This window comes from Pseudomonas californiensis, from assembly GCF_021147775.1.
Lineage (GTDB): Bacteria > Pseudomonadota > Gammaproteobacteria > Pseudomonadales > Pseudomonadaceae > Aquipseudomonas > Aquipseudomonas californiensis.
This window is the reverse complement of sequence record NZ_JAGTPK010000005.1, coordinates 141,842-154,719: the sequence shown is the minus strand read 5'-3', so window position 1 is coordinate 154,719 and position 12,878 is coordinate 141,842. Positions and strand designations below refer to the sequence as shown.

Annotated in this window: 13 protein-coding genes; 2 read left to right on the top strand and 11 right to left on the bottom strand. The window is 59.2% G+C overall.

Going from position 1 to position 12,878, the window contains the following annotated elements:
* Nucleotides 1-135 precede the first annotated feature (135 nt).
* A complete protein-coding gene (locus KDX37_RS07025; RefSeq protein ID WP_231651946.1) occupies nt 136-591 on the top strand; it encodes a DUF721 domain-containing protein in 456 nt (151 codons plus the stop codon).
* A 219-nt stretch (nt 592-810) separates the two neighbouring features.
* A complete protein-coding gene (locus KDX37_RS07020) occupies nt 811-1,098 on the top strand; it encodes a beta propeller repeat protein (protein ID WP_231651945.1) in 288 nt (95 codons plus the stop codon).
* Nucleotides 1,099-1,110: 12 nt separating this feature from the next.
* Here KDX37_RS07020 and KDX37_RS07015 read toward each other — a convergent pair whose 3' ends face one another.
* The 11 genes from KDX37_RS07015 to murD all read right to left on the bottom strand — a co-directional run bounded on the left by KDX37_RS07015 (nt 1,111) and on the right by murD (nt 12,874).
* Nucleotides 1,111-1,590, bottom strand: coding sequence for a nuclear transport factor 2 family protein (locus KDX37_RS07015; protein WP_231651944.1), 480 nt, complete (start codon nt 1,588-1,590; stop codon nt 1,111-1,113).
* Between the two features lie 27 nt (nt 1,591-1,617).
* Nucleotides 1,618-2,199, bottom strand: a complete 582-nt coding sequence (locus KDX37_RS07010) for a TetR/AcrR family transcriptional regulator (protein ID WP_231651943.1) — start codon at nt 2,197-2,199, stop codon at nt 1,618-1,620.
* 214 nt (nt 2,200-2,413) lie between these two features.
* Nucleotides 2,414-3,325, bottom strand: a complete 912-nt coding sequence (gene lpxC / locus KDX37_RS07005) for a UDP-3-O-acyl-N-acetylglucosamine deacetylase (protein WP_002555040.1) — start codon at nt 3,323-3,325, stop codon at nt 2,414-2,416.
* 112 nt (nt 3,326-3,437) lie between these two features.
* The gene (ftsZ, locus tag KDX37_RS07000; protein WP_231651942.1) at nt 3,438-4,628 is read right to left on the bottom strand and encodes a cell division protein FtsZ; all 1,191 of its coding nucleotides are present in this window, start codon (nt 4,626-4,628) and stop codon (nt 3,438-3,440) included.
* 78 nt (nt 4,629-4,706) lie between these two features.
* Nucleotides 4,707-5,963 (bottom strand): cell division protein FtsA, encoded by a 1,257-nt coding sequence (gene ftsA, locus KDX37_RS06995; RefSeq protein WP_004881500.1) that lies wholly within the window; start codon nt 5,961-5,963, stop codon nt 4,707-4,709.
* A gap of 14 nt (nt 5,964-5,977) precedes the next feature.
* Nucleotides 5,978-6,844: a cell division protein FtsQ/DivIB gene (locus tag KDX37_RS06990; protein ID WP_231651941.1), complete on the bottom strand. Its 867-nt coding sequence runs from the start codon at nt 6,842-6,844 to the stop codon at nt 5,978-5,980.
* A gap of 3 nt (nt 6,845-6,847) precedes the next feature.
* Nucleotides 6,848-7,807 (bottom strand): D-alanine--D-alanine ligase, encoded by a 960-nt coding sequence (locus KDX37_RS06985; RefSeq protein WP_231651940.1) that lies wholly within the window; start codon nt 7,805-7,807, stop codon nt 6,848-6,850.
* Nucleotides 7,804-9,264, bottom strand: coding sequence for a UDP-N-acetylmuramate--L-alanine ligase (murC, locus tag KDX37_RS06980; RefSeq protein WP_231651939.1), 1,461 nt, complete (start codon nt 9,262-9,264; stop codon nt 7,804-7,806). The genes KDX37_RS06985 and murC overlap by 4 nt, the downstream gene beginning before the upstream one ends.
* Nucleotides 9,257-10,327 carry an undecaprenyldiphospho-muramoylpentapeptide beta-N-acetylglucosaminyltransferase gene (gene murG / locus KDX37_RS06975; RefSeq protein WP_231651938.1) on the bottom strand — a complete coding sequence of 357 codons (1,071 nt, stop codon included), beginning with the start codon at nt 10,325-10,327 and terminating at the stop codon, nt 9,257-9,259. The genes murC and murG overlap by 8 nt, the downstream gene beginning before the upstream one ends.
* Entirely contained in the window at nt 10,317-11,531 is a 1,215-nt protein-coding gene (gene ftsW, locus KDX37_RS06970; RefSeq protein ID WP_264759171.1) for a putative lipid II flippase FtsW, read from the bottom strand. The genes murG and ftsW overlap by 11 nt, the downstream gene beginning before the upstream one ends.
* Entirely contained in the window at nt 11,528-12,874 is a 1,347-nt protein-coding gene (gene murD, locus KDX37_RS06965; protein WP_231651937.1) for a UDP-N-acetylmuramoyl-L-alanine--D-glutamate ligase, read from the bottom strand. The genes ftsW and murD overlap by 4 nt, the downstream gene beginning before the upstream one ends.
* Nucleotides 12,875-12,878: the final 4 nt, after the last annotated feature.

The following is a 12,878-nucleotide window of genomic DNA, read 5'->3' as shown; positions in this document are numbered from 1 at the left end:
TTTTCAAGCACTTCAACCCATCAGGAGGGGAAGTTACTCATTGATTTGCATATGAAAGCACGGAAACGCCTCCGAAAGCAGCCGCTTGAGCGCTTTCTGTTAAGATAACCGCCTTGTTACTCTGGCAGCTACCTCATGGCCTTTCGCCCATTGAATGCTCGCGCACCGTCGGTCCTGCTGCGCGAAGCCAAGCCTTTGAAGGCTATCTTTCGTCACGCCGAACGCCTGAGCCACCTCCAGCGCCTGCTTGAAAGCCAGCTACAGCCTGCTGCTCGCGAACACTGCCGTGTAGCCTCATGGCGCGAAGGCAGTCTGCTGCTGATCGTGACCGACGGTCACTGGGCCACTCGCCTGCGCTATCAGCAGAAGCGCCTGCACCGACAATTGCTCACCTTTGATGAATTCATCAACCTGACGCGCATCGTGTTCAAGGTGCAACCGCCAGACGCGCCGCGCGGCGCGGCCACCCATACCATCGACCTGTCGATGGCCGCCGCCGAGAACATTCAGGCCACAGCCGAAGGCATCAGCGACCCAAAGCTGCGTGCAGCACTGGAGCGCCTCGCCAGCCACGCCAAGGACAAACGCTAGGCCGGATCGCAAACGACCCGATGCAAAAGAGCCAGCCATTCACCTGCCGAACCCTGAACGGTACTGACTATGCCGCTGCAATGTGGCTGGCGTAACCTGCGCCTCCCATCGCAGTCGGTAGGTGCTCCACCAGATTCTGTTCAACAGCCAGCCGCTTGTTGCCCTGGCCATCCTTCGGGGCGGCAGGAACTGGGGCAGTCCGCATCAGGAGGCTGGTGGTTGACCGGCTCCATCGAACAGACGCTGTTGCGCTCGACCGATGGCAGCCAGTGGCACAAAGTGAGCTTGCCTGCCGAATTGTCTTCGCTGGTCAGCAGCTATGTGGTCAATGACCGCGAAATCTGGCTGGCAGCGATTTTGCCCGATGCCACGCCAAGCCCGTATCTGCTGGTGTACTCGAACGATGCTGGCGAGCATTGGCGCTATCTGGTCGAGGATGATCCGCTGCTGGCAAAGGTCCCTGCGGCGTGGCTGGAAGGGCAACGTCGGCGTGTGGCGCAGCCCTGATTCGGCGGTGCTTCAGAGACCCAGTTCAGAGAGCCCTGGGTGATCATCAGGGCGACGGCCCAGCGGCCAGTGGTATTTACGCTCGGATTCCTTGATCGGCATGTCATTGATGCAGGCGAAACGGTTGGTCATCAGGCCATTCTCGTCAAACTCCCAGTTCTCGTTGCCGTAGGAACGAAACCAGTTGCCCGAGTCGTCATGCCATTCATAGGCGTAGCGAACAGCAATGCGATTATCGGTGAAGGCCCACAGCTCCTTGATCAGACGATAATCCAGCTCTTTGGCCCACTTGCGGGCAAGAAAGCCCTTGGCTTCTTCGCGGTTACAGACGAACTCGGCCCGGTTGCGCCATTTCGTATCCAGGGTATAGGCCAGCGAAACCTTCTCGGGGTCTCGACTGTTCCAGCCGTCTTCGGCCAGCCGGACCTTGAGGGCAGCTGATTCTCGGGTGAAGGGCGGCAGCGGCGGACGCGTTGCTGGGGTAGAAGTCATAACGGCAATACCTTTGGGCAGGGAACGTTAAGGGTGTGGGACGACGGCGTTTTGCAGCAGGACGTTGGCGACCTCGCGAGCGCTGTCAGCGGCACTGTAATCGCCCATGACACGCGCCAGCGTGATGGCGCCGTCGATCAGTATCAGCAGCTGTTTGGCCAGGGCATCGGGAGCCTGTGCGGGCAGTTGCTGGCACCGCTCGAGGATGTAGTCGAGCAGCTTCTGCTTGTGCAGTCTGGCAATCTGGCGCACCGGGCTGGAGGGGTCGCCGATTTCACCTGCGGTATTGATGAACGCACATCCACAAAAGCCTTCCGACTCGAACCAGGCCTTGAGCACGGTAAACATGTTGAGCAATTGCCCCTCGGCAGTTGCAGCCTTGTCAGACTCGGTGCGAAACCAGTTCATCCAGCGAATATCCCGCGCGCTCAGGGCCTGGGCGGCGATCTCTTCCTTGGTGGTGAAGTAGCGATAAATGCTCTTGCGTGCGACCCCTGACGAACGCACCAGCAGGTCCATGCCCATCGCGTGGATGCCGTTGTGGTAGATCAGATGCTCGGCCGTCGCGAGCACTTTGTCGTGTACATCAGAGGTCGTTGTCTTGGTCATGGCCTGCAAGGTAGAACGATCGTTCTACCTCGTCAAGCAGATTTGTATTTGCAGAAATCTTACGGGGGCCAACTAGAAAAGCGTTCAGCGCTTTTTGAGGGCATCTACGTCGCGTATCACGTTTGTAATACGTCAGGCGCGGTTCCAGCCCGCATAAAAAAAGGCCACCCGAGGGCAGCCTTTAAAGAACAAAAGGAAAGAGAGTAAAGCTTGCTTACACGGCCGCGACAGGGCGCATGTAAGAAATAGGTGCCGTACTGGCATCCTCGAAGGTCACGACTTCCCATGCATCCTTCTGCTCGATCAACGTGCGCAGAAGACGATTGTTCAGTGCATGCCCCGACTTGAAGCCCCGGAACTCCCCGATCAGGCTATTGCCCAGCAGGTAGAGGTCACCGATGGCGTCCAGGATTTTGTGTTTGACGAATTCGTCCTCGTACCGCAGGCCGTCTTCGTTCAATACGCCGTCCTTGTCGACCACGATGGCGTTTTCCACACTGCCGCCGAGTGCGAGGTTGTGCTTGCGCAGGTACTCGATGTCACTCATGAACCCGAAGGTACGGGCACGGCTGACTTCCTTCACGAAGGAAGTGCTGGAAAAGTCCACGCTTGCACTCTGGGTGCGGTCACGGAAGACGGGGTGATCAAAATCGATTTCGAAACTGACCTTGAACCCTTCGAAAGGCACGAAAGTAGCGCGTTTACCGCCCTCTTCCACTGTGACTTCGCGCAGGATCCGGATGAATTTCTTCGGTGCGTCCTGTTCTTCCAGGCCAGCCGATTGAATCAGGAATACGAAAGGGCCTGCGCTGCCGTCCATGATAGGGACTTCGGAGGCAGAGAGCTCGACGTAGGCGTTATCGATGCCAAGGCCAGCCATGGCCGAAAGCAGGTGTTCTACCGTGTCTACTTTGACATCACCATTGACCAGTGTGGTCGACAGCGTGGTATCACCGACGTTTTCCGCACGCGCAGGGATCTGCACGACCGGGTCAAGGTCAGCTCGGCAAAACACAATGCCGGTATTCACAGGTGCGGGCTTGAGGGTCAGGTAAACCTTCTCCCCGGAGTGCAGGCCTACACCTGTGGCACGGATAATATTTTTCAGGGTGCGTTGTTTAATCATGGCATGGGCCGCTTCAGCGCAAGTTGCGAACTGGTATCAACAAAGGCTGGCGATAATAGCAGACCATGCCTTTGCTGAACACCAATCACCCTAATACCCCTGATACATTTCATCAATCGGCCTGACGACGCAGGAAAGCCGGGATGTCCAGGTAGTCCAGATCATCGTTCGGATTCATCTTCGCTGCGGCAGTAGCGCCTGCGTGTGCCTGATTGCGCATCACGGTAGGACGATCCAGGTCGCGGTAGTTGACCGACGGTGCTTCCTGACGGGCCGCCTGCTGGGAAGGCGCCTGCTGAGAAGCAGTCTGCAGGGTATTGTCGATCACCTTCACAGGCTTCTCGATTTTAGCGCCCAGACCTGTTGCCACCACAGTAACGTGCAGTTCGTCGCGCATGTCAGGATCGATAACAGTACCGACCTTGACCATTGCGTGCTCGGATGCGAACGCTTCGATGATGCTACCCACGTCCGAGTACTCGCCCAGCGACAGGTCAGGGCCCGCAGTGATGTTGACCAGGATGCCACGTGCGCCCTGCAGGTTGACGTCTTCAAGCAGCGGGTTGCGGATGGCCGCTTCAGTCGCTTCACGTGCACGGTTAGGACCGCTGGCGCAGCCGGTGCCCATCATCGCCATGCCCATTTCGCTCATCACGGTACGTACGTCAGCGAAGTCGACGTTGATCATGCCCGGACGCTTGATGATGTCGGAGATACCGCGAACGGCACCAGCCAGAACGTCGTCAGCCTTGGCAAAAGCCGACAGCAGGCTGGCGTCCTTACCGAGGATGGTCAGCAGCTTCTCGTTGGGAATGGTGATCAGCGAGTCGACGCTTTCGGACAGCATGCGAATGCCTTCATCGGCGATCTGCATACGCTTGCGGCCTTCGAACGGGAACGGACGAGTCACGACTGCAACCGTCAGAATGCCCATTTCCTTGGCCACTTCAGCAATGATCGGTGCAGCACCAGTACCGGTACCGCCGCCCATGCCCGTGGTGATGAAGACCATGTTGGTGCCCTGCAGAACTTCTGCAATGCGCTCACGATCTTCCAGTGCAGCCTGACGGCCCACTTCAGGATTCGCACCGGCGCCAAGACCTTTGGTCACGCCAGTACCCAGTTGCAGAATGGTGCGTGCGCCGATGTTTTTCAGCGCCTGAGCATCGGTGTTGGCGCAGATGAACTCGACGCCTTCGATGTTGCTCTTGACCATATGATTGACAGCGTTACCGCCACCACCACCCACGCCGATGACTTTGATTACCGGGCTTTGCGGGACGTTGTCTACGAGTTCGAACATTTTCTCTCTCCTTCCGCTCTCTAGTTTATTTGCCTACTGCCTGCCGCTACTGCTTGTGGAGCCTTGAAACCTTGAAACTCAGAAATTGCCCTGGACCCAGCGCTTGATACGCTCAAGCACCGGTGCCTTGGGTTCGTCGCCGTAACTGCTGTTGCCGACAATCCCCGACAGCGAAATGCCGTCAGATTGTTTCTGCAGCCCGTACAACAACAGGCCTACGCCTGTGGAGTAGATCGGGTTGCGGACGACATCAGCGAGCCCTTTGACGCTATGCGGTACGCCCAGGCGCACCGGCATGTGGAAGATTTCCTCGGCCAGTTCAACCGCACCTTCCATTTTCGAGGTACCACCGGTCAGCACGATGCCGGCCGGGATCAGATCTTCGTAACCGCTGCGACGCAGTTCGGCCTGGATCAGGGTGAACAGCTCGTCGTAACGAGGCTCTACCACTTCGGCCAGGGCCTGACGCGACAGCTCGCGAGGTGGGCGGTCGCCCACGCTCGGCACTTTGATGGTTTCGCCAGCGCCCGCCAATTTGGCCAGGGCGCAGGCATAACGAATCTTGATTTCTTCGGCGTATTGGGTCGGTGTACGCAACGCCATCGCGATGTCGTTGGTGACCTGATCGCCGGCAATCGGGATCACTGCGGTGTGACGAATCGCGCCTTCAGTAAAGATCGCGATATCTGTAGTGCCGCCGCCGATGTCGACCAGGCAGACGCCCAGCTCTTTTTCGTCATCGGTCAGGACCGAGTACGCCGAAGCCAGTTGCTCGAGAATGATGTCGTCGACTTCCAGGCCGCAGCGACGCACGCACTTCTCGATATTCTGAGCAGCGTTTACCGCGCAGGTCACCACATGCACTTTGGCTTCCAGACGAACGCCCGACATGCCCAGCGGCTCACGTACGCCTTCCTGGTTATCGATCACGTAGTCCTGAGGTAGCGTGTGCAAAACACGCTGATCGGCAGGAATGGCAACGGCCTGCGCAGCGTCCAGCACCCGCTCCAGATCCGCAGAGCTTACTTCGCGGTCGCGAATCGCCACGATGCCGTGGGAGTTCAGGCTGCGAATGTGGTTGCCTGCAACACCAACAAATGCAGAGTGAATGCGGCAGCCCGCCATCAGTTGGGCTTCTTCGACCGCGCGCTGGATCGACTGCACGGTGGACTCGATATTCACCACCACGCCCTTCTTCAGGCCGCGGGAAGGATGAGTACCAATGCCCACGATTTCCAGCGATCCATCGGCCGCGACTTCGCCTACCAGTGCCACCACCTTGGAGGTACCGATATCCAGCCCGACGATCATTTTGCCGCTTTGCACATTTGCCATGGTCCTGCCTCTTATCAATTCTTCGCGACGGCGGGTTTGTCCGTCGTCGGCGCTGCCTGTTCACGCCAGCCGACCGCAAGGCCGTTGGAATAACGCAGGTCGACGCGCGCAATGTTCGTGATTTGTTCTTTAAGCGTCTTGTCGTAAATCGCGATGAAGCGGCGCATTTTTTCGACCAGATGATCGCGTCCCAGCAGCAACTCAATACCCGGGCCAGCACTACCGGCACCTGTTGTCAGGAACCAGCTGCCGCGCTCGCGCAGTTCCAGGCGCACGATGGAGAACCCCATTGGGCGCAACATCTGACTCAACACCTGGTACTGCTGCATCACCTGCTGCTGAGCCCGCTGTGGGCCAAACAACTGGGGAAGATGTTCATAGTTGGACAATTCACGTGGTGTGAAAGCCTGCCCCTGGTTATTCAGTAACGCCTCGTCACCCCATCGGGCAACCGGCAATTGTTCTTCCAGACGAATCACCACCTGATCCGGCCAGACACGCCGGACTTCGGCGTGTGCAATCCATGGCATCTGTTCCAGCTCGGTGCGCATGGCCGCGAGGTCGATCTTGAAGAAGCTCGATGCCACGAACGGCGCAATACGTTGCTGCACAGCCTGCTGGCTGATGTAACTCAGATCGCCCTGCACATTGATGCGGGTGATCGGACGATCGGCATACGGCAACAGACGCTGGGCGCCTTCGTACGTGGCAAAGCCCAGAATCACCAACATCACGGGCCAGAACAGGCGCTTCAGAAAACTGAAGTTGGCCTTCGGCATGCGCGACGACAGCGGCTCCTTGGCCACCATCCGGCTGGCGCCACGCGGTACCGGCTTGCGGCCGGGAGCGGGTGGCTGTTGACGTGCCGAAGCGCCGTACATGCCTTAACCTCTCGCCTGAACGCTGTCGGCCAGAATCGCCAACACCAGTTGTTGAAAATCCAGACCCGCAGCACCCGCTGCCATAGGAACCAGACTGTGATCGGTCATGCCGGGCACGGTGTTGACTTCCAGCAGCCAGAACTTGCCTTGCGCGTCCTGCATGACATCCGTGCGCGCCCAGCCTGCAATGCCAATGGCTTCGCAAGCGCGCGCGGTAAGTTGTTTGAGTTCCTGTACGCGATCGTCACTGAGCCCGCACGGGATCCGGTACTGGGTATCGGAAGCCACATACTTGGCGTCGTAATCGTAAAAGCTGTGGGGAGTACCCAGACCGATGGGCGGCAACACCTGGCCACGCAGGGACGCCACAGTGAACTCAGGCCCCTGAATCCACTGTTCAACCAATACTTGCGAATCGTAGGTGCTGGCGGCTTTCCATGCTTCGATCAACTCATCGACGCTGGTCACCTTCGCCATACCAATACTTGAACCTTCATGGGCCGGTTTGACGATCAAAGGGAAGCCCAGTTCCGTCGCAGCAGAAATACAATCTGCTTCGCTGCCCAGCACGGCATGCAAGGGGGTCGCAAGGCCCAGACTCTGCCACACCTGCTTGGTGCGCAATTTGTCCATCGCCAACGCGGATGCCAGCACACCGCTGCCGGTGTAAGGGATTTCCAGGCATTCCAGCAGCCCTTGCATCGTGCCGTCTTCGCCACCACGACCGTGCAGTACGATAAATGCGCGGTCGATCTTTTCACTGACCAGACGCTGCAGAAAGTCATCACCCACATCGATGCCGAATGCGTCCACGCCTGCGCTTTGCAACGCATCAAGCACGGCATGGCCGGACTTCAGCGACACTTCCCGCTCGGCACTCTTGCCGCCGAAGAGCACGGCAACGCGGCCGAAGCTTTTCGGCTCAAGTGCCGAGCGCAGGGAAGTCTGGGCGACGGCTGTCATTTCAGCTTACCTTCGGTTGAAGCCACTGTTGCGCCCACAAACAGCGGACTCTTGAGCAATTGCGGCGCAAGACCACCGATATCACCGGCGCCCTGACACAGCAGAATGTCGCCCGCGCGGAGCAGCGGCTTCACCAGCGGCGCCAGCTCAACACCACGTTCGATGTAAATCGGGTCCAGTTGGCCACGCTGACGGATGCTGTGACACAGGTTGCGGCTGTCGGCACCCGGGATCGGCTCTTCGCCGGCCGGGTAGACTTCCATCAGCAACAACACATTGGCGTCGGCCAGAACCTGCACGAAGTCATCGTACAGATCACGAGTACGGCTGAAACGATGAGGCTGGTAGACCATGACCAGACGGCGATCTGGCCAGCCACCGCGTACCGCATTGATCACTGCGGCAACTTCACGCGGGTGGTGACCGTAGTCATCGACCAGCATTACGTTGCCACCTTCGACCGGCAACTCGCCGTAGATCTGAAAGCGACGGCCCACGCCCTGAAAGCCCGACAGGCCCTGGACAATAGCTTCGTCGCTGACACCTTCGTCCGTCGCAATGGCAATGGTTGCCAGCGAATTGAGCACGTTGTGGTTACCCGGCATGTTCACGGATACATCCAGCGGCTCACGGTCACGACGCAACACGGTGAAGAACGTCAACATGCCGTCCTGACGGACGTTGATGGCGCGCACGTCTGCCGACTCGCTGAAGCCGTAGGTCAGGGTCGGACGCTTGACCAGTGGCAGAATTTCCCGAACCACAGGGTCATCAATGCACATCACGGCCAGCCCATAGAACGGCAGGTTGTGCAGAAATTCGACGAAAGTCTTCTTCAGCTTGTTGAAGTCACCCTCATAGGTCGCCATGTGGTCGGCGTCGATGTTGGTAACGACAGCGACCAGCGGCTGAAGGTGCAGGAAGCTGGCGTCGCTTTCATCGGCCTCGGCAATCAGGTAACGGCTGGTACCCAACTGCGCGTTGGTGCCCGCAGCGTTCAGGCGGCCACCGATCACAAACGTCGGGTCCAGGCCACCGGCAGCGAATACCGATGCAATCAGGCTGGTAGTCGTCGTCTTGCCGTGAGTACCGGCCACGGCGATACCGTGACGATAACGCATCAGCTCGGCCAGCATCTCGGCACGAGGAACCACCGGAATACGGCGCTCCAGAGCGGTGGCGACTTCCGGGTTGGAGGTATTCACAGCACTGGACACCACCAGCACGTCGGCACCCACGGTGTTTTCGGCAAGGTGGCCGATGAAGATCTGCGCCCCGAATGACTCAAGGCGCTCGGTAACCGGCGACTTCTTGAGGTCGGAACCCGACACTTCATAACCAAGGTTCAGCAACACTTCGGCGATACCGCACATGCCGACGCCACCAATACCCACAAAGTGGATACGACGGATACGGCGCATTTCGGGTTGTGGCATGGCGCGTTGATTCTCAACCATTGACCACCTCCACACAGGTATCGACTACGGTGCTGGTTGCATCAGGCTTGGCCAGGCGACGTGCCGTGCGGGCCATGCTGTTCAATTGTTCGGGTTGCATCAAAACCTCTTTCAGGCGAGCGGCCATTTCGGCGACGCCAGTTGTCGCTTGCGGCATGACAAAGGCTGCGCCTTCGCGAGCCAGATAGTCAGCATTACGAGACTGATGGTCATCAATCGCGTGGGGCAGCGGTATCAACAATGAAGGCAGGCCAGCGGCCGCCAGTTCACTGATGGTCAGCGCACCTGCGCGGCAGACCACCAGATCGGCCCAGCTGTACGCCTGAGCCATGTTCTGAATGAATGGCGCGACTTGCGCCTCGACGCCCACGGAGCGATAGCGCTCGACAGTGATCTCGTCGTGGTTCTTGCCAGCCTGATGAAACACTTCAGGCCGGATATCCTGAGGCAACTGAGCCAGCGCCTCAGGCAACAATTTGTTCAACGGCTCGGCGCCCAGACTGCCGCCCAGGATCAACAGCCGAGCCTTGCGGCCAGCGAGAGCCTGTCGAGGTGTTTCGAAAAACAGCTCGGCGCGAACCGGGTTGCCGGTGGTACGGCGCTTGGCCGACGCAGCGAACGTGTTCGGAAACGCCTCGCACACGCGGCTGGCGAACGATGCCAGGCTGCGATTGGCAGTACCGGCCACAGCGTTCTGCTCGTGGATGATCAACGGCACACCGGCCAACTTCGCGGCAAGGCCACCCGGACCTGTGACATAGCCACCAAAACCGACCACGCAGACTGGCTTAAGCTCGCGTACAACCTTGCGCGCCTGCAGCAGGGCCTTGACCAGCATCAGCGGCGCCTTGAGCAACGACAACCGGCCCTTGCCGCGCAGACCGGTCACGTTGATCAGGTGCAGAGGCAAGCCCGCTTGCGGCACCAGTTCGTTTTCGATGCCGCGAGGCGTGCCCAGCCAATGAACCTTGTAGCCGCGGGCCTGGAATTCACGTGCGCAGGCCAGCGCCGGGAAGACATGCCCGCCGGTTCCGCCTGCCATGATCAGCACATTAGCGTCCATGCGGCGTCTCCTCGGCGAAGTCGCTTTCCTTGAACTCGGCTTCCTCACTGCCCATGTTGTTGCGCGACTCCCACTCGATTCGCAACAGCAAACCAAGACTCGCGCAGCAGATCACCAGCGAGCTGCCGCCGTAGCTGAGGAAAGGCAGGGTCAGGCCCTTGGTCGGCAGCAGACCGACGTTAACGCCGATGTTGATCAGGAACTGACCAATCCACAGAAAGGACAGACCGTAAGCCACATAAGCACCGAAGAACTGCTTGGCTCTTTCTGCCCACATGCCGATGTACATGCCACGAATACTGACGAACAGAAACAGGCCGACAGTGAGCAGCGAACCAATGACGCCCAACTCTTCGGCAAGCACCGAGAACACAAAGTCAGTGTGCGCTTCAGGCAAATAGAACTGCTTCTGGATGCTGTTACCCAGACCAACGCCAAACCATTCGCCACGACCGAAGGCGATCAGCGCCTGAGTCAACTGATAGCCAGAACCGAACTGGTCAGCCCACGGGTCGGTAAAGTTGGTCAATCGCGCCATACGATAAGGCTGGGCCTGTACCAGCACCACTACGGAAGCGACAGCCAGCACCACCATCAACGAAAAGCGGAACAGACCGACACCGCCCAGGAACAGCATCGCCGCAGCCGAGCCCATCATCACGACGGTCGCACCGAAGTCAGGCTCCATCAGCAGAAGACCTGCCATCGGCAACAGGACGATGAACGGTTTGAAGAAGCCCATCCAGCTTTCACGTACTTCCTGCTGACGACGAATCAGGTAACCGGCCAGGAAGATCACCACGAACACCTTGGCGATTTCCGACGGTTGCACGTTGAACGCGCCAAAGCCGATCCAGCGCATCGAACCGTTCACTTCGCGTCCGATGCCGGGCACCAGCACCAACAGCAGGAGGCCAAAGGCGCCGATCAGCATCAGCCAGCCCAGACGCTGCCAGGTTGCTACCGGAATCATCATGGTCACGCCACAGGCGCCCAGACCGATCAACAGATAGACCAGGTGACGCGTCATCATGTACAGCGTATTGCCTGACTGCATGGCCGCGACTTCGGACGAGGCCGAAGTGATCATCACCAGACCCAGGCCCAACAACGCAAGGCAACCCACCAGCATAGGGAAGTCGAGGTCGATGCCCCGCCCACTGATCAGGGGCGATGGATACGGCTTGATCACACCGAAGATCATGACAAGCTCTCCACTGCCTGCGCGAACACACGTCCGCGCTCTTCATAATTCTTGAACATATCGAGACTGGCGCAGGCGGGCGACAGCAGCACCGCGTCGCCGCTTTCGGCCAGCGCAGCAGCACGTTCCACTGCTGCCTGCAGTGAGTCGACGCGTACCAGCGGCGCGGCCTCACCCAGGGCTTGCGCGATCAGGTCAGCATCACGCCCCAGCAGCACCACGGCGCGGCAATGCGCCGCCACAGCTTTACGCAGACCATTGAAGTCCGCGCCCTTGCCGTCGCCACCGGCGATCAATACCAACTTGCCGTCGATATCGGCACCAAGGCCTTCGATGGCTGCGAGCGCTGCGCCCACATTGGTCGCCTTGGAGTCGTTGTAATAATGAACACCGGCACGCTCACGCAGCCATTGGCAGCGGTGCTCAAGCCCAGTGAAGGTGCGCAGACTGGCGAGCATCGCGTCAAAAGGCAGCCCGACGGCGTGTCCCAGCGCCAGCGCGGCCAGCGCGTTGGCATGATTGTGCGCACCACGGACCTTAAGCTCGCTGACGGGCATCAGGTTCTCGAACTGGAACGCGAGGTACTTTTCACCGCCCTCTTCACGCAGACCGAAACCGTGGAAATCAGGCTTGTTGAGGCCAAACGTCCAGCACGGCAGACCTTCACCGATCAACGGACGCGAAAGCGCGTCCTGACGATTCACCACCACCTGACGAGCGCCACGGAATACGCGGTGCTTGGCCAGATGGTAGGCAGGCAGGCCGCTGTAGCGGTCCATGTGGTCTTCACTGATATTCAGCACGGTCGCCACTTCAGCGTTCAGCTGGTCAGTGGTTTCGAGCTGGAAGCTGGAGAGCTCCATCACGTACAGCTCGACGTCATCGCTGAGCAGGTCCAGCGCAGGCGTACCGAGGTTGCCGCCAACCGCCACACGCTTGCCCGCCGCTGCAGCCATCTCGCCGACCAGCGTGGTCACCGTGCTTTTCGCATTGGAGCCGGTTATTGCAACGACAGGCGCCTTCGCGTAACGCGCGAACAGTTCGATATCACCTGCCATTTTGACGCCACGCGCCTGGGCCTGCTGAAGCGCAGGCGTAGCCAGTGCCAGGCCTGGGCTGACATAAAGCTCATCGGCACGGCACAGAAACTCGACGTCCAGTTCGCCACAACGCACTTCCACCTGCGGATAATCACGACGCAACGTCTCGAGCTCCGGCGGATTCTCCCGCGTGTCGGCCACAGCAAAGGACACGCCCCGGTTCGCCAGGAAGCGAACCAGGGACATGCCGCTTTTGCCTAGACCCACGACAATGCGGAAGCGGTCGGAAACGATCAGGGACACTCGT